The organism is Pseudomonas sp. PDNC002, from assembly GCF_016919445.1.
Taxonomy (GTDB): Bacteria; Pseudomonadota; Gammaproteobacteria; order Pseudomonadales; family Pseudomonadaceae; genus Pseudomonas.
In genome coordinates this window covers 2603463-2622402 of record NZ_CP070356.1, presented here as the reverse complement: position 1 = coordinate 2622402, position 18940 = coordinate 2603463, and the positions used below count along the sequence as shown (strand labels likewise).

General features: G+C 65.8%; 14 protein-coding genes. 6 read left to right on the top strand and 8 right to left on the bottom strand.

The annotated features are described in order from the left end of the window. Positions 1-288 precede the first annotated feature (288 nt). On the bottom strand, positions 289-966 hold the full coding sequence (locus tag JVX91_RS12080; protein WP_205339440.1) for a class I SAM-dependent methyltransferase: 678 nt from the start codon (positions 964-966) through the stop codon (positions 289-291). Between the two features lie 241 nt (positions 967-1207). Further along, entirely contained in the window at positions 1208-1453 is a 246-nt protein-coding gene (locus JVX91_RS12075; protein ID WP_205339439.1) for a hypothetical protein, read from the bottom strand. A gap of 446 nt (positions 1454-1899) precedes the next feature. Between JVX91_RS12075 and JVX91_RS12070 the strand changes: the two genes are divergently transcribed. After that, the gene (locus JVX91_RS12070) at positions 1900-4881 is read left to right on the top strand and encodes a transglycosylase domain-containing protein (RefSeq protein ID WP_240201771.1); all 2982 of its coding nucleotides are present in this window, start codon (positions 1900-1902) and stop codon (positions 4879-4881) included. A 286-nt stretch (positions 4882-5167) separates the two neighbouring features. Here the strand turns inward: JVX91_RS12070 and JVX91_RS12065 are convergent, their stop codons facing one another. From JVX91_RS12065 to JVX91_RS12055, 3 genes are read right to left on the bottom strand one after another with little or no spacing between them, the layout of a single operon-like run. Next, positions 5168-5389 carry a VF530 family protein gene (locus JVX91_RS12065; protein WP_205339437.1) on the bottom strand — a complete coding sequence of 74 codons (222 nt, stop codon included), beginning with the start codon at positions 5387-5389 and terminating at the stop codon, positions 5168-5170. A 48-nt stretch (positions 5390-5437) separates the two neighbouring features. Next, entirely contained in the window at positions 5438-5746 is a 309-nt protein-coding gene (locus JVX91_RS12060; RefSeq protein ID WP_205339436.1) for a multidrug efflux SMR transporter, read from the bottom strand. Beyond that, positions 5746-6384 carry an NAD(P)H-dependent oxidoreductase gene (locus JVX91_RS12055; RefSeq protein ID WP_205339435.1) on the bottom strand — a complete coding sequence of 213 codons (639 nt, stop codon included), beginning with the start codon at positions 6382-6384 and terminating at the stop codon, positions 5746-5748. The genes JVX91_RS12060 and JVX91_RS12055 overlap by 1 nt, the downstream gene beginning before the upstream one ends. A gap of 151 nt (positions 6385-6535) precedes the next feature. On the opposite strand from JVX91_RS12055, the gene JVX91_RS12050 reads away from it, so the two are divergent. After that, a complete protein-coding gene (locus tag JVX91_RS12050; RefSeq protein WP_205339434.1) occupies positions 6536-7450 on the top strand; it encodes a LysR substrate-binding domain-containing protein in 915 nt (304 codons plus the stop codon). A gap of 157 nt (positions 7451-7607) precedes the next feature. Further along, on the top strand, positions 7608-8804 hold the full coding sequence (locus JVX91_RS12045; RefSeq protein ID WP_205339433.1) for a sugar transporter: 1197 nt from the start codon (positions 7608-7610) through the stop codon (positions 8802-8804). Between the two features lie 309 nt (positions 8805-9113). On the opposite strand, the gene putP is transcribed toward JVX91_RS12045, so the two are convergent. Both putP and JVX91_RS12035 read right to left on the bottom strand, forming a co-directional pair. After that, positions 9114-10631 (bottom strand): sodium/proline symporter PutP, encoded by a 1518-nt coding sequence (putP, locus tag JVX91_RS12040; RefSeq protein WP_205339432.1) that lies wholly within the window; start codon positions 10629-10631, stop codon positions 9114-9116. A gap of 781 nt (positions 10632-11412) precedes the next feature. Beyond that, positions 11413-12162: an AraC family transcriptional regulator gene (locus JVX91_RS12035; RefSeq protein ID WP_205339431.1), complete on the bottom strand. Its 750-nt coding sequence runs from the start codon at positions 12160-12162 to the stop codon at positions 11413-11415. 251 nt (positions 12163-12413) lie between these two features. On the opposite strand from JVX91_RS12035, the gene JVX91_RS12030 reads away from it, so the two are divergent. Next, positions 12414-14462, top strand: coding sequence for a TonB-dependent receptor (locus tag JVX91_RS12030; RefSeq protein WP_205339430.1), 2049 nt, complete (start codon positions 12414-12416; stop codon positions 14460-14462). Between the two features lie 4 nt (positions 14463-14466). On the opposite strand, the gene JVX91_RS12025 is transcribed toward JVX91_RS12030, so the two are convergent. Beyond that, positions 14467-15330, bottom strand: a complete 864-nt coding sequence (locus JVX91_RS12025) for an ATP-binding protein (protein WP_205339429.1) — start codon at positions 15328-15330, stop codon at positions 14467-14469. 84 nt (positions 15331-15414) lie between these two features. On the opposite strand from JVX91_RS12025, the gene JVX91_RS12020 reads away from it, so the two are divergent. Continuing rightward, positions 15415-16221, top strand: coding sequence for a helix-turn-helix transcriptional regulator (locus JVX91_RS12020; RefSeq protein ID WP_205339428.1), 807 nt, complete (start codon positions 15415-15417; stop codon positions 16219-16221). Positions 16222-16340: 119 nt separating this feature from the next. Further along, the gene (gene lon, locus JVX91_RS12015; RefSeq protein WP_205339427.1) at positions 16341-18740 is read left to right on the top strand and encodes an endopeptidase La; all 2400 of its coding nucleotides are present in this window, start codon (positions 16341-16343) and stop codon (positions 18738-18740) included. Positions 18741-18940 lie beyond the last annotated feature (200 nt).

Genomic DNA, 18940 nt, shown 5'->3' with positions numbered 1-18940 from the left:
GAGGACTCTAAGTGCAGTCGGGATGCGGAAGCGCCGAAACGGCTTCGCCATCGCGCCGGGCGGCACGGAGGGAGAAGTGTCTGGCAGTTCCAGGACGGCACACCGGAAGAGGCTGCCCGCTCTTGTGAAGCGGACGTGGGCATTGCGGGAGGACCACGGCTGAGGTCGCGGGCGAGTGTTACACAAGTGCGAGCGAATCGTCTGCACCACCAAGGTGCAATGTGACCAAAGGAATAGCGGCGTTTCGCCACATCCCCGCTGGCCGCGAGCTCCCGGCGTAGAGCGGTTTCAGCCGGCCAGCGGCTGCAGGTCCAGGAGCAGCGAGCAGGGTTTGCCGGTGTCCGGATGCCGGGGTTCGCGCAGCTGCCGCAAGCGCCAGCCGCTGGCAGCCAGCAGCGCCAGCCAGGACTCCAGCGTACGGAAGAACCAGGGCATCGGCGTGCTGAACTCCCCGCCGAAAGCGGCGAAGGTTTCCAGCCGCCAACCGTCGGCGTACGGCTCGTCCCCACAGGCGGTCCAGGGATGCACGGTCTGGATCAGCAGGCGCCCGCCGGGCGCGACGCGTTCGCGCAAGGCGCCGAGCAGTGGCGCGATGTAGTCGTCGAGCAAGGCGAAGTTGCACACCAGGAGGTCGAACTGGCCGAGGGACTCCCCGTGGGCGATCAACGCCGCGTAGTCCATCACCTCGTAGCGCCCGCCACCCGCTGCTTGCGCGGACTCGATCAGGGGCGCGGAGGCATCCACGCCGACGCACTCGCTGCCCCGCGCCGCCAATGCGCGGCACAACCAGCCTTCACCGCAGCCGATGTCCAGAGCACGCTGCGCCGGGCCTTCGGCGACGGCGGCGAGGATCGCGGCGTCCGTCACCAGCCGCCGGCTCTCGATACGCTGCTCGCGCACGGCGCGGGTCCAGGCGTCAGCGTTGGCCTGCCAGCTATGGCGGATCCGGGCGTCGTGGTCGGTCATGGCGAACTCCGTGCGTGAGGTGAAGCGATCGCGGATGAATCCGCTCCTACGGGATCAAGCACCCCTGCCCTGACCCTGGCTGTGAGCCCCGCTCCTGAGGGAGAGGGAACTGTTCGGTGCAGGATGAAACCAGGGGGCTCAACCGGCACGCCCTGCCCCCTCTCCCTGAGGGAGAGGGCCGGGGTGAGGGGAAGCAACGGCGCACTCCTTCCCGGTACAGATAACTGCCCATGGTCCTGTACTACTGCGTCCTCAGTGCCTTGGGCAGCGCCAGCCCCTTGGGCGGCGGGGTCTGCGGCAGCACCTCGCGGCAAACGGCGTCGCGGAACGGCCCGCCGATCTTCGTCCAACCACTGCCCGGCGAGGTCTGCTGGCAGGTATAGGCGCCATCCAGCTTGCTTTGCCACTTGTAGAATGGCATGGGCGCGGCGCTGAGGCTCAGCGGCACCAGCAACAACGCGACAAGGGGCAAAAAATGCGAACGCATGACCGGGGCTTCCTGTCGAAATAAATACATTGCACATGCTGGCCGTCGGCAAATCAATCCGGCGAGCTCGGAACGGTGCTTCGCGGCGCGCAGATTTTCCGCCGCGAACTACGCTGGAGAATAGGAAAGCCGCTGGCATGGGGCTTTCGCGGCGCCGGGAGGGGCGTCGGCCATCACGTGGGCGGAGTCCGCTGACCTGAGGGCCTGTTGGCGTTTCGCCGTGTCTGCGACGTCGCCACATTTGCGCAGAAATACGGCTTACCTCGTGACGCCAGCAGAACCTCGCCGTTGAGCATGGGCAGGGCGTGAAGATGGGCAAACCGAAGCATTCCGGTACGCAAGCAGCAAGTCAACCGGGTGGCTTGGAGCCCGGTATTCCCCAAGGAAAAGCCCACCACCACCGATTCCTGATCCTCTTCCTGTTCCTCTTGCCGTTGCTCGCGGCCATGGGCGCGGCGCTGCTCTATGAAGCGCGCACTTCGAAGCTGCAGGCACGCGAACTGTCTCGCTACGCTACGGGACTGACCTGGAGCCTGGAACAGGGCGGCACCGGCAGCGTGGTGTATCCACAGGGTGGTCCGTTCGACCGGCGCCTGGGCTACCAGCAGTTGCCGACTTTCCTCGACCGTCTGCACGAACGCAACTTCGTTACCCTGAGCCAGGCGCGCTTCTCCGATCCGCTGATGCAGTACACCGGCCACGGTATGTTCCCGCCCTACCCGGAGAAGGCCCAGGCCGGGGTCGACATCGCCGACTGCCGCGGCCTGCCCATCTACAACTTCCGCTACCCGCAACGCCTGTACGCCAACTTCGAAAGCATCTCGCCGACCATCGTCAACAGCCTGCTGTTCATCGAGAACCGCGACCTGCTCGACCCCGATCGCCCCTACCTCAACCCGGCCATCGACTGGAGCCGCTTCACCCAGGCATCGGTCGCACAGGTCGGCAAGATCGTCGGCCTGGGCAACCACGCGCCCGGCGGCAGCACCCTGGCCACGCAGATCGAGAAGTACCGCCATTCCGAAGACGGCCGCACCAACTCCATTACCGACAAGCTGCGGCAGATGGCTTCGGCCAGCGTGCGCACCTACCAGGGTGGCGCGGAAAACATGGCAGCGCGGCGCAACGTGGCACTGACCTACCTCAACTCGGTACCGCTCTCCGCGCAGCCTGGCTACGGCGAAGTCAGCGGCCTGCCCGACGGCCTGTGGATCTGGTACGGCGCCGACTACCAGCAGGTCAACAAGCTGCTCAACGCCCCGCCCGCCTCCGGTGCGGAGCTTGCCGCGCAGGGCAAGGCGCTGCGCCAGGTCGTCTCGCTGATGATTGCCCACCGCCGGCCTTCCTGGTACCTCGCCCGTGGCCGCGACCAGTTGGCCGTGCTGACCGACAGCTACCTGCGCCTGCTGGCGCAGAACAACGTGATCGCCCCGGAACTGCGCGACGCGGCGCTCAAGCAGAAGCTGGTGTTCCGCGATCCGCGCAGCGAACCGAGCTTCACCCCGCTGGAAAACAACAAGGGCATCGGTCTTGCGCGCACCCGCCTGGCCGGCATGCTCGACGTGCCGCTGTACGACCTCGACCGCCTCGACATGAGCTTCACCACGACCCTGCAGCATGAACTGCAGGAACAGGTCACCGGCTACCTGCGGCACCTGTCCGACCCGGACTTCGCCGAGCAGATCGGCCTGTTCGGCGAGCACCTGCTGTCCAAGGACAAGACCAAGGACGTGCGCTACAGCTTCACCCTGTTCGAGCGCACCCCCAGCGGCAACCGCGTGCGCGTGCAGACCGACAGCACCGAGCAACCCTTCGACATCAACGAAGGCAGCAAGCTGGAGCTGGGCTCCACCGCCAAGCTGCGGGTGCTGGCGACCTACCTGGAAACCGTCGCCGACCTGCACCAGCAGTACGCCGCGATGCCCGCCGCCGAGCTGAAGAAAGTGCCGGTGGAACCGCTGGACTTCATCACTCGCTGGTCCATCGACTACCTGATCACCGCCAAGGACCGCAACCTGCCGGACATGCTCGCCGCCGCCCTGCAGCGCAAGTATTCCGCCAGCCCCTACGAGAGCTTCTTCACTGGCGGCGGCATCCATACCTTCAGCAACTTCCGCAAGGAGGACAACGGCCGCATTCCAACGCTGCAGGACGCCTTGCGCGAGTCGATCAACCTGCCCTTCGTGCGCCTGCTGCGCGACCTGGTGCGCCACGACATCTACGCCAACGAGGGCAGCAAGGTCGCCGTGCTGGCCGACGACAAGGACCCGCGCCGGCAGGACTACCTGGACCGTTTCGTCGACAAGGAAAGCCAGGTCTACCTGCTGCGCTTCTGGCAGAAGTACAAGGGCAAGGACAACGATGACCGCCTGAGCACCTTCCTCGATGGCCTGCGCGCCTGGCCGGTTCGCCTGGCGGCAATCCATCGCTACCTGCAACCCCAGGCCGACCTGCCGACCTTCGCTGCCTTCCTGCAGGACCGCCTGAAACAAGGCAAGTACAGCGGTGACAAACTCACCGACAAGCGCATCGGAGACCTCTACACGCGCTACGGACCGGGCGCCTTCGACCTCAATGACCAGGGCTACGTCGCCCGCGTGCACCCGCTGGAGCTGTGGTTGCTGGGCTACCTGCAGCGCCAGCCGGCGGCCACCTTCGCCGATGCCGTGGCGGCCAGCAGCGCCGAGCGCAAGCAGGTCTATGGCTGGCTGTTCAAGTCGCGGCACAAATACGCCCGCGACAAGCGCATCCGCATCATGCTGGAGGTGGAAGCCTTCCTCGATCTGCATGAACAATGGAAACGCCTGGGCTACCCGTTCGATCACCTGGTGCCGTCGCTGGCCACCGCGCTGGGCAGCTCGGGCGACCGCCCGGCCGCGCTGGCGGAGCTGATGGGCATCATCCTCAACGACGGCGTGCGCATGCCGACCTTGCGCATCGACAGCCTGCACTTCGGCGCCTCCACGCCCTATGAAGTGACCCTCGGTCCGGAGTCGGGTACCGGCCGCCAGGTCATGCAATCGGAAGTCGCCCAGGCGCTGCGCACCGCACTCTCCCAGGTGGTGGATGCGGGCACCGCTCGGCGCCTCTCCGGAAGCTTCAAACTGGCCGATGGCAGCCCCCTGGTGATGGGCGGCAAGACCGGCACCGGCGACAACCGCATCGAAAGCGTGACCCGCAGCGGCTGGGTGAAGAGCTCCAAGGCGATGAACCGCACGGCGACCTTCGTCTTCTACCTCGGCCCGCGCCACTTCGGCACGCTGACCGCCTACGTTGCGGGCAGCGAATCGGACAACTTCAAGTTCACCTCGGCGCTACCGGTGCAGGTGCTCAAGGGGATGGCGCCGATGCTGTCGAGCTATCTCGAACCGGGGATCAGCACCGGGTGCCAGGAGCGGCTGGATAACCTGCGGGTGAGCTGGCGGTAGGCGCTGCTGCATAGATCGGCTTCGCCCCCTCACCCTAGCCCTGGCTGCGCGCCCCGCTCAGAGGGAGAGGGGACTGTCCCGAGCACTCTGGCATTGCTGCGCTGTCCGGCTGACTCGATTTGTATCCAGGGTACCGAACGGCTCCCTCTCCCTGGGGAGAGGGCTGGGGTGAGGGGATAGCACAGATGCCTGAACCTGTAGGAGCGAGCTTGCTCGCGAACCGCTTCATGCCATGGGTAACCGGCCAGGTTCGCGAGCAAGCTCGCTCCTACGAAGAGCCGCTCAGTTACTTGCCCTGCATGCTCTTCACGTACAACGCCTCGACCTGCTCCCGCGCCCACGGGGTGCGGCGCAGGAAGGTCAGGCTGGACTTGATGCTCGGGTCGTTCTTGAAGCAGCGCACGTCAATGCGCTTGGCCAGCCCTTCCCAGCCGTACTGCGCAACCAGCTGGTTGAGGATGGCTTCAAGGGTCACGCCGTGCAGCGGGTTCTTCGGTTTGTCGGTCATGATGGGTGTCGTCGTACGGGGAATGCGCGGCACCTTAGCATCCAAACCTCAGGCCCGCAGCCCGGCCACACCACCGATGATCAGCGCCACCGACAGCAGCTTGGTCAGGGTCAGCGCCTCGCCCAGCAGCAGGAAGCCGAACAGCACCGTGCCCAGGGTGCCGATGGCCGTCCAGATCGGGTAGGCGATGCTCACCGGCAACTGGCGCATCGCCAACGTGAGGAAGAAGATTCCGCCGATCACCGCGAATACCGTCACCACGGTGGGCAACGGCCGGGTGAATCCCTCGGCGTACTTCATCGACACCGCGAACATCACCTCGAACACCGCCGCCACCATCAGCATCGCCCAGGCCATCACGCCCGCGCCCACTCGCTCTCGGCGAGATCGGCCAGGGCTTTTTCAGCCTGTTGATAAGACGCGCGGAAGGCATCCGGATTGCCCTCCTCACCCTCGGCGGCGATCACCTGCACGTCGTCGATGCCGAGGAAACCCAGCGCCACGCGCAGCCAGGCATCGGCGTGGTTCATCCACTCCAGCTCACCGCCCGGCCCCATGCCAGCGCCACCGCGGCTGGTGATGATCAGCGCCTTGCGACCCTTGAGCAGCGGCTCGTATTCCGCCTCGCCGTCCTTCACGTGCAGGTCGAAGGTACGACCGAGCCGAACGATCTGGTCGACCCAGGCCTTCAAGCCACTGGGCACGCTGAAGTTGTACATGGGCGTGGAGATCACCAGCAGGTCGTGGGCGAGCAGCTCGTCCACCAGTTCGTCGCTCAAGGTCAGTTCCGTCTGAAGCTCGGCCGGACGATGCTCACGCTGGGGGTGGAAGGCGGCTGCGATGAAGCCTTCGCTGACGTGGGGCAGATCGGCGCGGCCAACCTCGCGGCGGGTGATCTCCGCTTGCGGCAGCGCAGCGAGGAAGCCTTCGGCCAGGCGGCGGGAATGGGAACGCTCGGCACGCGGACTGGCGTGAATGGCAAGAATACGGCTCATCTGTAGTTCCTTCGGTTCGACTTGTTCCAGGTGATTCATCCGGTACACTGGATTACCACCCTGCTTGCCATCCAAGGTATTTTCCGGCGGTCTCCCGGACAACTGAGGGAAACTGCACTCAGATGAGTTCTACTCATCCATGGAGCTTTCGATGTTCGCCAACCTGCCCCTGCCCGCCCTGCGCACCTTCGAATCCGCCGCACGCCAACTGAGCTTCAAGGCCGCCGCCGAGGAGCTGGCGGTGACGCCCACGGCGGTGTCCCACCAGGTCCGCGCGCTGGAGGAATGGCTGGGCCTGCCACTGTTCGAACGCCTGCCGCGCCAGGTGCGCCTGACCGAAGCCGGCGAGCGGCTATTCCGCAGCCTGCATGGCGCGCTGCTGGAGGTGTCGCAATCGGTGGACAGCCTGCGCCCGCAGCGCAGCGCCAGCAGCCTGACGATCTCCACCACGCCGGCCTTCGCCGCGCTCTGGCTGGTGCCGCGCCTGGGCCGTTTCTACGCGCGTCATCCGCACATCCGCCTGCGCCTGGACAGCCAATGCGAGCTGCTCGACCTGCAACAGGACGCCAGCGTCGACCTGGCGATCCGCTACGGCTTCGGCAACTACCCGCGCATGCACAGCCAGTTCCTTTTGGCCGAGCGCTTCGCCGTCTATGGCGCACCGGCACTGGTGGCGACCGCCGACGTGGACGTGCCGGAGATGATCAGCGTGCGCTGGCACAACTCCGAACTCTACGAGCGCGGCTGGAAGGCCTGGTGCCAGGTGGCCGGCGAGGAATGCCTGCTGGCCCAGGCGGTGCAGCGCGAGTACGACGAAGAGTTCTACGCCCTGCAGGCGGCCATCGCCGGCCAGGGGCTGGTACTGGCCAGTTCGCTGCTGGTGTCCGAGAGCGTGGAGAAGGGCCTGCTGGTGCCCTACCGCCCGGACATCAACGTGCCCGGCGCCAGCTACACCGCGCTCTGCGTACCGGGCCGGGAGCGCCACCCGCCGGTGCGTGCGTTCCTCGACTGGCTGGCCGAGGAAGCCGCACAGGCGGTCGACCCGCTGATCGACAACGCCGCCTGAGCCTGCCGCTGCGCCCGCGCAGGTGACCCTTTGCCGTGCGCGGGCCGGGATGCGTGGGTAGAATTAGTCACCGCCGCAACAACAATTCTTCTTTGCCCGGACACGCCGCGCGTGATCCCAAGGCACGGCCTGAGCCCCCTCTCACCTCAGGATTCCCATGACAACCGCGCAAGACACCCGTACCGGCAGTTGGCTGAACGTCATCGCCCTGGCCATCGCCGCCTTCATCTTCAACACCACCGAGTTCGTCCCGGTGGGCCTGCTCAGCGACATCGGCCGCAGTTTCGACATGCGTCCGGAACAGACCGGGCTGATGCTCACGCTCTACGCCTGGGTCGTGTCGCTGGCCTCGCTGCCGCTGATGCAGCTCACCCGCAACATGGAGCGCCGCCGCCTGCTGGTGGTGATCTTCTGCCTGTTCATCGTCAGCCACGTGCTCTCGGGCTTTGCCTGGAACTTCACGGTGCTGATGATCAGCCGCTTCGGCATCGCCTTCGCCCACGCGGTGTTCTGGTCGATCACCGCCTCGCTCGCGGTGCGCGTGGCGCCGCCGGGCCAGCAGGCGAAAGCCCTCGGCCTGCTGGCGACCGGGACCATCCTGGCGATGGTGCTGGGTATTCCGCTGGGCCGCGTGCTGGGTGAAGCGATGGGCTGGCGCACCACCTTCCTGGCGATTGCCGGCGTCTCGGTAGTCGTCGTGCTCTGGCTGGCCCGCGCGCTGCCGCTGCTGCCCAGCCAGAACTCCGGTTCGCTGCGCAGCCTGCCATTGTTGCTGCGCCGTCCGGCGCTGGTGTCGATGTATGTGCTCACCGTGCTGGTGATCACCGCGCAATTCACCGCCTATAGCTACATCGAGCCGTTCGCGCGGGAGATCGCCGCGCTGGACAGCCAGAAGACCACGCTGCTCCTGCTGCTGTTCGGCGGCGCGGGAATGTTCGGCTCGATCCTCTTCAGCCGCTACAGCGAGCGCTTCCCACGCGCCTTCCCGTGCATCGCGATTGCCGTGCTTGGAGGCTCGCTCCTGCTGCTGATGCCGCTGTCCCATTCGCCCACGGCGCTGCTGGGCCTGAGCCTGTTCTGGGGCGCGGCGATCCTCTGCTTCGGCCTGGCGCTGCAGGCCAAGGTGCTGCAACTGGCCCATGACGCTACCGACGTGGCCATGGCGATGTTCTCCGGCCTGTACAACGTCGGCATCGGCGGCGGCGCGCTGCTGGGCAGCCGCGTGGCGGTGGGCATGGGGCTGGAGTGGATCGGCTATGTCGGCGGCGCGCTGGCGGTGGTCGGCCTGGCGCTGTGCCTGTTCGCCTGCTGGCGGTATGCAGCGGCGATGAGTGGCGGGCACGCGTCGAATTAATCGGCCAGCGCCGGCATTCACAGGCGGACTCCGTTCGCAAAAGGTCCGCGTCGTACCGGAGCGCATCCAACTGCAAGCGCAAAAGCCCCTCACCCTAACCCTCTCCCGCAAGCGGGGGAGGGGACCGTTCGGTGCAGGATGAATCTTCGGCGTCAGCCGGCACGAACTGCCCCCTCTCCCTGCGGGAGAGGGTTGGGGTGAGGGAGAGAACAGGCACGGTCTCTCACGAGAAGGCAGTAGCTCCTACAAAAAGCCACAAAAAAGGCCGCGCCCCTTCCGGGAGCGCGGCCTTTTTCATTCAGCTCAGGATCAGCGGCTGGTCACCGGAGTGCCTGCCGGCTGAGTGGCCTCGGCGTATTCCGCCTCGGCTTCCTCGAAGCGCTGGATCATCGCCTTCGACGGTGCCGAGCCGATCAGGCTGAACACCACGATGGAAACGCTGGAGAGGATGAAGCCCGGAATGATCTCGTACAGGCCGAGCCAGCCGAACTGCTTCCAGACGATCACGGTGACCGCACCGACGATGATGCCGGCCAGCGCGCCGTTGCGGGTCATGCCCTTCCACAGCACGGAGAACAGCACCAGCGGGCCGAAGGCGGCGCCGAAGCCGGCCCAGGCGTAGGACACCAGGCCCAGGACGCGGTTTTCCGGGTTGGCGGCCAGGGCGATGGACACCAGCGCCACCAGCAGCACCATGGCGCGGCCGACCCACACCAGTTCCAGCTGGGTAGCGTTCTTGCGCAGGAAGGCCTTGTAGAAGTCTTCGGTCAGCGCCGAGGAGCACACCAGCAGTTGGCAGCTCAGGGTGCTCATCACTGCCGCGAGAATGGCGGACAGCAGCACGCCGGCGATCCACGGGTTGAACAGGATCTTCGCCAGTTCGATGAAGATGCGCTCGTGGTTCTCGCCCACGGCGCCGGCCTGCTCCGGGTGCGCCTGGAAGTAGGCGATACCGAAGAAGCCGACGGCCACGGCGCCGCCCAGGCAGAGGATCATCCAGGTCATGGAGATGCGGCGGGCAGCCGGGATCGATTTCACCGAGTCAGCGGCCATGAAGCGCGCCAGGATGTGCGGCTGGCCGAAGTAGCCCAGGCCCCAGGCCATCAGCGACAGCACGCCGACGAAGGAAGCGCCCTTGAACATGTCGAAGTTGGCGGCGTCCTTCAGCTCGATGGCGGCGAAGGTCGGCTCCACGCCACCGGTGGCGAACAGCACGATCACCGGAGTGAGGATCAGCGCGAAGATCATCAGCGAGGCCTGCACGGTGTCGGTCCAGCTCACCGCCAGGAAACCACCAACGAAGGTGTAGGCGATGGTCGCGGCAGCACCGGCCCACAGCGCGGTCTCGTAGGACATGCCGAAGGTGCTTTCGAACAGGCGGGCGCCGGCGACGATGCCGGAGGCGCAGTAGATGGTGAAGAACACCAGGATCACCAGCGCGGAGATCACCCGCAGGATGCGGCTGTTGTCCTCGAAGCGGGTGCTGAAGTAGTCCGGCAGGGTCAGCGCATTGCCGTTGTGCTCGGTGTGCACGCGCAGGCGGCCGGCGACGAACAGCCAGTTCAGGTAGGCGCCGCAGATCAGGCCGATGGCGATCCAGCTTTCCGAGATGCCCGACAGGTAGATGGCGCCCGGCAGGCCCATCAGCAGCCAGCCGCTCATATCCGAAGCACCAGCCGACAGTGCGGTGACGAAGCTGCCGAGGCTGCGGCCACCGAGGATGTAGTCGGAGAAGTTGTTGGTCGAACGATAGGCGGCCAAGCCGATCAGAACCATGGCCGCGATGTAGATCACGAAGGTGATCAGTGTTGGCGTGTTGACGCTCATGGGGACTCCCCTACAGCTTGTTTTTATCCAGGTTCGCGGGGTATCGCGGACCCTTGACTGGCAGCCGGCGTGGTTGACGCCGACCGGTTAGCGCTTGCTCACAGCAAACCGGGTTGCGCGTGATGCCAACTGGCACCGAACCGCTACGCATCCCGACGCAGGCACGCCGTCGTCCTTGCTGGCGTTTTCCTGCGGCCACCGTCTCACCACGGTGACCTTCGCCCCGCTCTCGCCGGTTAGCGAATCGCGGGGCATTTCCCGGGCTGTGCCCGTGATCCTTCAGACGCCTACAGTGGCGCCCACACCCTGCTAGCACACCGGGATGCCGCGCGAGAGGCGGCGGCAGCGGTTTCCAGCGGAGTCGTTCGAAATTGTGCTCACGCACGCAGAGAGATGCGGCAGGGAGTGGCCGGCGCGCGAGGGCGCGGATTGTACAGAATGCGAGCGAAGCGGTTGCACCGGTCCGACCGGTGACGGCGCAGGGGAGCGGACGACGGCGGCTAGCCGTGCCGTGGAGGCGTATGTGCGGCCAGGTGCAGGCGCGCAGGCAAAGACAGAACCGGTGATGGGCATGTCGCCCCTCCCGCGTATCGAGCTGGCTGTTGTTCTTGGTCTGACCGGGTTGCACCTTGGAACACCAGCAACGCGGTGGGCGGACTCTATGGGTTGCACCCTGCGTAATTCTTGCTGAAAGCTCTGGAGTTCTTGCAAAAGACTCCGACACCCAAAAGTCGCTATCTGACCATTCGATCAGCAATCAAGGGCGCGCACGCTAGCGGATTCAGCTGCGGCGCAGGCTGCCCGGCGTCAACCCCAGGTAACGGCGCATCGCGGTGGTCAGGGCGCTCTGGCTGGAAAAACCACACTCGCCGGCCACGCCCACCAGTGGCAGGTCGGTTTCCCGCAGCATCCGCGCGGCGCGGTCCAGGCGCTGGCGCAACAGGTACTGGTGCGGCGTGAGGCCGACACGATCCTTGAACTGCGCGTGGAAGTGACTGGGACTCAGGCAAGCAACTTGCGCCAACTCTGCCACGGTGATGCGCCGGGAAAGGTGATCGGCGATGTAATCGTCCAGCCGCTCCAGGTCCAGCGGCCCGTTGCGCGGCGCGCGGTCCTCGCCGAACAACCGCAGGTGCAGTGCCCGCAGCAGCACACCGCCCAGCGCACGGGCGAGCAGCGGGTCATCGCCGTAGCGGGCGATCTCCGCTCCGGCGTAGCTGAGCAGGTTCTGGAAGTCCGCATCCAGGGTCGGGTAGCGCGGCACCTCGAACAGCCTCGCCAGTAGTTCGCGATCCTGCTCGCTGGTACCCGCCTCGTTCAGATCGACGATCAGCATCCGATTGTCGCCCAGCCCGGCGAACTCGTGCCCCACATCCCCCGGCACCAGGCAGGCGCGCATGCGACAGACCTCGCCACCAGCGCCGCCAATTTCGAATTCCGCTCGGCCGCTCAGGGACATCACCAACTGGTGATGGTCATGGGCATGCTGGTCGGTCTGGTCGGACAGCGTGGCGAGGCGGGTATCGAACATGGCGCGATCTGATCAAATTTTGAGCATGGTACGAAAATTCCAGCGACCTGCCCAGCCAGCAGGTGCAACCCGGCGCAACTCGCCACCAGGCTCCGCACGAAATCATCTAAGCAGGAAAGTCTTGCTAACCGATGGATATGTTATGTTATAACAAATAACACTTTCCCATTTTCCCCTTCCCGCCGCCTGGCGCATCCCTGACCACGAGAGGGAGGGGTTCGCTTTGCCAGAAGAAAAACCAGGAGTTCGTCATGCCCCCATCCCTTCCCCGCCCGCGCTGGCGTTTCGCACCGCTGGGCCTTGCCTTGTGTGCCGGTGCGCCCTCGCTGGCCGATGCCGCCCCCACCGAACTGGGACCCCAGGTAATTACCGCCAACCCGCTGGGCGACGCCTCCCCTGCCGCGCCCAGCAGCGTGCTGCAGGGCGACGAGCTGACCCTGCGGCAGAAAGGCAGCCTGGGTGAAACCCTCAATGGCACACCGGGCGTGTCTTCCACCTGGTTCGGCCCCGGCGCCAGCCGCCCGGTGATCCGCGGCATGGATGGCGACCGCATCCGCATCCTGCGCAACGGCGTGGGCGCGCTGGATGCCTCGTCGCTGTCCTACGACCACGCCGTGCCGGAAGACCCGAACGTGGTCGAGCGAATCGAAGTGGTGCGCGGCCCGGCCGCCCTGCTCTACGGCGGCAATGCCATCGGCGGCGTGGTCAACAGTTTCGACAACCGCATCCCCAGCGAACCGGTGGACGGCATCCACGGCCAGGGCGAGCTGCGCTACGGCGGCTCGGACACCACTCGCAGCGCCGCCGGCGCGCTGGAGGCCGGCGACGGCAACTTCGCCCTGCACCTGGACGCGGGCTCCCGCGAGTTCAACGACCTGCGCATCCCCGGCTACGCCCACTCCGCGCGCCAGCGCCAAACCGACGGCGACGACTCCAAGCACCGCGTGAACAACAGCGACGGCCGCCAGGACAGCGGCGCCATCGGTGGCAGCTACCACTGGGATCACGGCTATGCGGGCCTGTCCTACAGCGGCTACGACAGCAACTATGGCTCGCCCGCCGAAGACGACGTACGCCTGAAGATGCAGCAGGATCGCTATGCCTTCGCCTCGGAAATCCGCGACCTAGACGGCCCCTTCAGCTCGGTGAAGCTGGACGCGGCCTACACCGAGTACCAGCACAAGGAAATCGAGGACGGCGAGACTGGCACCACCTTCAAGAACGACGGCTACGAGGCCCGCATCGAGGCCCGGCACAAACCGATCGGCCCGGTGGAAGGTATCGTCGGCGCGCAAATCGGCAACAGCCGCTTCTCCGCACTGGGCGAAGAAGCCTTCGTACCGCACACCGAGACCGACAGCGCGGCGCTGTTCTTCCTGGAAAACTGGCAGGCCACTGAACGCCTGGCGCTGAACCTGGGCGGCCGCGCCGAGCACACGCGCATCGAACCCAACGCCAAGGGCAACGAGCGCTTCGCCGAGAACGACGGCTCACGCAACTTCACCGCCGGCAGCCTGTCCAGTGGTGCGGTGTACAAGCTGACGCCGATCTGGTCGCTGGCCGCCACCCTCGCCTACACCGAGCGCGCGCCGACCTTCTACGAGCTCTACGCCAACGGCGCTCACGCAGCGACCGGCACCTATGAAGTGGGCGACGCCGACGCGAGCAAAGAAAAAGCCGTTTCCACCGACCTCGCCCTGCGCTTCGATAGCGGCCGGCACAAGGGCAGCGTCGGCGTGTTCTACAGCCGCTTCTCCAACTACATCGGCCTGCTGGCCAGCGGGCGCTATCGTGACGAGGACGGTGCGGTAGTAGATGCCGGCGACGATGAGGCGCTGCCGGAATACCTCTACAGCGGCGTGAAAGCAGACTTCTACGGCGTCGAGGCGCAGGATCGCATCCACCTGCTGGACAGCCCCTACGGCCGCTTCGACCTGGAACTATCCGGCGACTACACCCGCGCGAAGAACAAGGACACCGGCGAAGCGCTGCCGCGCATCGCCCCGCTGCGCCTGAACAGCGCGCTGCTCTGGGAACTGCAGCAGTGGCAGGCACGGGTCGACGTCGAATACGCCGCCGACCAGAGCCGCGTGCCGGAGAACGAGTTGCGCACCGACGGCTACACCACCCTCGGCGCCAGCCTCGGCTACCGCTTCGACCTGGGCGACAGCCGCTGGCTGGCCTTCGTCAAGGGCGAGAACCTGACCAACCAGACCGTGCGCTACGCCAGCTCCATCCTGCGCGACAGCGTGCCGGCCGGCGGGCGCGGCATCCAGGCGGGGGTGAAGGTCGCCTTCTGACGGGCTAAGGTCGACGCCCGGCGTAATCCCGGGCGAACTGTGCGGCGATCCGTCCGGATCGCGACCCGCGATGGGTCGCCCAGCGGATCGCCGCCTGTTCCCACTCCGCCTGCGCTACGGCGCCCAAGCCGTGATATTCCAGCCAGCGCGCGACCGCCTCCAGATACTGTTCCTGGCTGAAGGCATAGAAAGATATCCACAGGCCGAAACGCTCGGACAGCGAGATCTTCTCCTCCACCGCTTCGCCCGGATGCAGCTCGCCACTCTCGCTGCGCTGGAAGGACAGGTTGTCCTCGGCGCGCTCGGCGAGCAGGTGGCGGCGGTTGGAGGTCGCGTAGATCAGCACATTGCCGGACTGCCCAGCCACCGAGCCGTCGAGCACGGTCTTCAGGCCCTTGTAGCCGGTCTCGCCATCCTCGAAGGACAGGTCGTCGCAGAACAGGACGAAGCGCTCCTGGCGATGGCGCAGCAGGTCGATGATCTGCGGCAGGTCGGCCAGGTGTTCCTTGTCCACCTCGATCAGGCGCAGTCCCTCGGCGTGGAAGGCGTGCAGGCAGGCCTTGACCAGCGAACTCTTGCCCGTGCCGCGCGCGCCGGTGAGCAGCACGTTATTGGCCGGACGGCCGGAGACGAACTGGCGGGTGTTCTGTTCGATCAGCGCTTTCTGCCGGTCGACATTGCGCAGGTCGTCAAAGGCGATCAGCGCGGGCTCGACGACAGGAGTCAGGCGCGGCTGGCCCTGGCGGTATTCCCAGAGGTGGGCGATGGCGCCTTCCTCCAGCGCCAGCTCGGCGCGCGTCGGCAAGGATTGTTCGAGCAACCGGGCGATACGCGCCAGTTGCTCGGCGATTACGGACATGTCGGTCATGGCGGGATCATCGAAGCAGATGGGGACTGTTCAGCAGCCTAGCGATGGAGGAAAGTGGCCGTCTAACGACAAATAGGCATTCAGATGCGCAAAAAGGACATTCCACCTCAAACAGTGGAAAACCACGGCGACGAACGGGCCGCCAGCCCGGTGGCGGCCGTCGCCCTGGATTTTCCTGATGGCCATCAAGTTCCGGCGCACAGCCACCACCGCGCACAGCTGCTCTATGCCGTGCGCGGCGTGCTGGTGGTGGGCAGCGCCAGCGGCCAGTGGGTGGTACCGGACAACCGAGGCCTGTGGATTCCCGCCGGCGTGGAGCACTGGACGCGCATGGTCGGCGATGTGCAGGTACGCACGCTTTATGTGGAGCCGGACAGCGCCCCGCACCTGCCGCTGGACTGCTGCGTGCTGGCGGTCTCGCCGTTGCTGCGCGAGCTGATCCTGGCGGCACTGTCGATCAGCGGAGAGGTGTCCCCGGACTCCCGCGACGGGCGCGTCCTCGGCCTGCTGCTCGACGAACTGCGCGAAGAACCGGTGATGCCGCTGCACCTGCCTTTGCCTGCGCATCCGCGCCTGCGCGAGCTTTGCCAGGCCCTCCAGCGCCAGCCTGGGGACAACGCCGGCCTGGCCGAATGGGCAGCGAAACTGAACGTGGACAGCAAGACGGTGCAGCGCTGGTTCTTCCGCGAAACCGGGCTGACCTTCGGCCAATGGCGCCAACAGGCACGGCTGCTCGCAGCGCTGGAGCGTCTGGCGCTGGGTGAGACTGTTCTCAACGTGGCGCTGGAAGTGGGCTACAGCACGCCCAGCGCTTTCAGCGCCATGTTCAGTCGCCAATTCGGCCGCCCGCCCAGCGACTTCCTACGCCAGCGCTCGCTAATCCGCTCGTAAGCTCCGTTGATTAACAATCGGCCGCAACATGCTACTGACACATCCTCTGAAACGATGGGATTGAAACCTCGCGCAGGCTTCCCCATCTAGACTGTCATGTTCAATCAGTCAGGTGCCTCATGAGCGACCACGACGAGATTCACGATATTCCCAGCGCCGAAGAGGTCAGCAGCACCGGACTGGTGTTGCCCGGGCAGAACCTGCCGACCACGGTGTACGTCATCCCGATCCACAACCGCCCGTTCTTCCCCGCGCAAGTGCTGCCGGTGATCGTCAACGAGGAGCCGTGGGCGGAGACCCTTGAGCTGGTCGCCAAGACCGACCATCACAACCTGGCGCTGTTCTTCATGGAGAACCCGCCGGAAGACCCCCGTCATTTCGACCCGGACAGCCTGCCCGAGCACGGCACGCTGGTGCGCGTGCATCACGCCAGCCGCGAGGGCGGCAAGCTGCAATTCGTCGCCCAGGGCCTGTCTCGGGTACGCGTGCGTGGCTGGATCAAGCGCCACCGCCCGCCCTTCCTCGTGGAAGTGGAGTACCCGCACACGCCCAGCGACCCCAGCGACGAGGTGAAGGCCTACGGCATGGCCCTGATCAACGCGATCAAGGAACTGCTGCCGCTCAACCCGCTGTACAGCGAAGAGCTGAAGAATTACCTGAATCGCTTCAATCCCAACGACCCATCGCCGCTGACTGACTTCGCCGCCGCCCTCACCACCGCGCCGGGCGCCGAACTGCAAGGCGTGCTGGACACCGTGCCGATCCTCAAGCGCATGGAGAAGGTGCTGCCGCTGCTGCGCAAGGAAGTGGAAGTCGCGCGCCTGCAGAAAGAGCTGTCCGCCGAGGTCAACCGCAAGATCGGCGAGCGCCAGCGTGAGTTCTTCCTGCAGGAACAGCTGAAGATCATCCAGCAGGAACTGGGCATCACCAAGGACGACAAGAGCGCCGACTCCGACGAGTTCCGCGCACGCCTCGAAGGCAAGACCCTGCCCGACCAGGCGAAGAAGCGTATCGACGAAGAGCTGAACAAGCTGTCGATCCTGGAGACCGGCTCTCCGGAATACGCCGTCACGCGCAACTACCTCGACTGGGCGACCTCCGTGCCGTGGGGCCTGATGGGCGTCGACAAGCTCGACCTCAAGCACGCGCGCAAGGTGCTCGACCGGCACCATTCCGGCCTGGAAGACGTGAAGGACCGCATCCTCGAATTCCTCGCGGTGGGTACCTTCAAAGGCGAGATCGCCGGCTCCATCGTGCTGCTGGTGGGCCCGCCCGGCGTGGGCAAGACCAGCATCGGCAAATCCATCGCCGAGAGCCTGGGGCGGCCGTTCTACCGTTTCAGCGTTGGCGGCATGCGAGACGAAGCCGAGATCAAGGGCCACCGCCGCACCTACATCGGCGCCCTGCCCGGCAAGCTGGTGCAGGCGCTGAAAGAGGTGGAGGTGATGAACCCGGTGATCATGCTCGACGAGATCGACAAGCTCGGCAGCAGCTACCAGGGCGACCCCGCCTCGGCACTGCTGGAGACGCTCGATCCGGAGCAGAACGTCGAATTCCTCGACCACTACCTGGACCTGCGCCTGGACCTGTCCAAGGTGCTGTTCGTCTGCACCGCCAACACCCTGGACTCCATCCCCGGCCCGCTGCTCGACCGCATGGAAGTCATCCGCCTGTCCGGCTACATCGCCGAGGAGAAGCTGGCCATCGCCAAGCGCCACCTCTGGCCCAAGCAGCTGGAAAAGGCCGGCGTGCCGAAGCACCGCGTCTCGATCAACGACGCCGCCCTGCGCGCGGTAATCGAGGGCTACGCCCGCGAAGCCGGCGTGCGCCAGCTGGAGAAAGTGCTGGGCAAGCTGGTGCGCAAATCGGTGATGAAGCTGCTGGAGGCCCCGGAATCGACGGTGAAGATCGGCGTCAAGGACCTGGAGGAATACCTGGGCATGCCGGTGTTCCGCACCGAGCAGGTCCTCTCTGGCGTCGGCGTGATCACCGGCCTGGCCTGGACCAGCATGGGCGGGGCGACCCTGCCCATCGAAGCGACGCGCATCCACACGTTGAACCGTGGCTTCAAGCTCACCGGGCAACTGGGCGATGTGATGAAAGAGTCTGCGGAGATCGCTTACAGCTACATCAGCTCGAACCTCAAGAAGTTTGGCGGTGATCCGACCTTCTTCGACCAGGCCTTCATCCACGTGCACGTCCCGGAAGGCGCCACGCCCAAGGATGGCCCGAGCGCCGGCGTCACCATGGCCAGCGCCTTGCTGTCCCTGGCGCGTAACCAGGCGCCGAAGAAGGGCGTGGCCATGACCGGCGAGCTGACCCTCACCGGGCAGGTGCTGCCCATTGGCGGCGTTCGCGAGAAAGTCATCGCGGCGCGCCGGCAGAAGATCTTCGAGCTGATCCTGCCGGAACCCAACCGCGGGGATTTCGAGGAGCTGCCGGAGTACCTCAAGGAAGGCCTGACAGTGCATTTCGCCAAGCGCTATGGGGATGTGGCGAAGGTGCTGTTCCCGGGCTGACTGGCTGCGCCCGGCTGATCGCGGGCATGTCTCCTCTTGCAGCGGATTCAACCTGTGGGAGCGACTTGCTCGCGATCCAACTCCGCAGCGCACCCAGGTTCGTGAGCAAGCTCGCTCCTACACGAAAGCATGCCCTGCACTTTGGCTTTGGCTTCAGTGGACTTCCAGAGAAACCACCACACACTCCGAACTGCCCCTTT

Bases quoted from the DNA above. Each gene is read 5' to 3' on its own strand.
- JVX91_RS12080 (WP_205339440.1), bottom strand. From the start codon at position 966: ATGACCGACCACGACGCCCGGATCCGCCATAGCTGGCAGGCCAACGCT.
- JVX91_RS12075 (WP_205339439.1), bottom strand. From the start codon at position 1,453: ATGCGTTCGCATTTTTTGCCCCTTGTCGCGTTGTTGCTGGTGCCGCTG.
- JVX91_RS12070 (WP_240201771.1), top strand. From the start codon at position 1,900: ATGGGCGCGGCGCTGCTCTATGAAGCGCGCACTTCGAAGCTGCAGGCA.
- JVX91_RS12065 (WP_205339437.1), bottom strand. From the start codon at position 5,389: ATGACCGACAAACCGAAGAACCCGCTGCACGGCGTGACCCTTGAAGCC.
- JVX91_RS12060 (WP_205339436.1), bottom strand. From the start codon at position 5,746: ATGGCCTGGGCGATGCTGATGGTGGCGGCGGTGTTCGAGGTGATGTTC.
- JVX91_RS12055 (WP_205339435.1), bottom strand. From the start codon at position 6,384: ATGAGCCGTATTCTTGCCATTCACGCCAGTCCGCGTGCCGAGCGTTCC.
- JVX91_RS12050 (WP_205339434.1), top strand. From the start codon at position 6,536: ATGTTCGCCAACCTGCCCCTGCCCGCCCTGCGCACCTTCGAATCCGCC.
- JVX91_RS12045 (WP_205339433.1), top strand. From the start codon at position 7,608: ATGACAACCGCGCAAGACACCCGTACCGGCAGTTGGCTGAACGTCATC.
- putP (WP_205339432.1), bottom strand. From the start codon at position 10,631: ATGAGCGTCAACACGCCAACACTGATCACCTTCGTGATCTACATCGCG.
- JVX91_RS12035 (WP_205339431.1), bottom strand. From the start codon at position 12,162: ATGTTCGATACCCGCCTCGCCACGCTGTCCGACCAGACCGACCAGCAT.
- JVX91_RS12030 (WP_205339430.1), top strand. From the start codon at position 12,414: ATGCCCCCATCCCTTCCCCGCCCGCGCTGGCGTTTCGCACCGCTGGGC.
- JVX91_RS12025 (WP_205339429.1), bottom strand. From the start codon at position 15,330: ATGACCGACATGTCCGTAATCGCCGAGCAACTGGCGCGTATCGCCCGG.
- JVX91_RS12020 (WP_205339428.1), top strand. From the start codon at position 15,415: ATGCGCAAAAAGGACATTCCACCTCAAACAGTGGAAAACCACGGCGAC.
- lon (WP_205339427.1), top strand. From the start codon at position 16,341: ATGAGCGACCACGACGAGATTCACGATATTCCCAGCGCCGAAGAGGTC.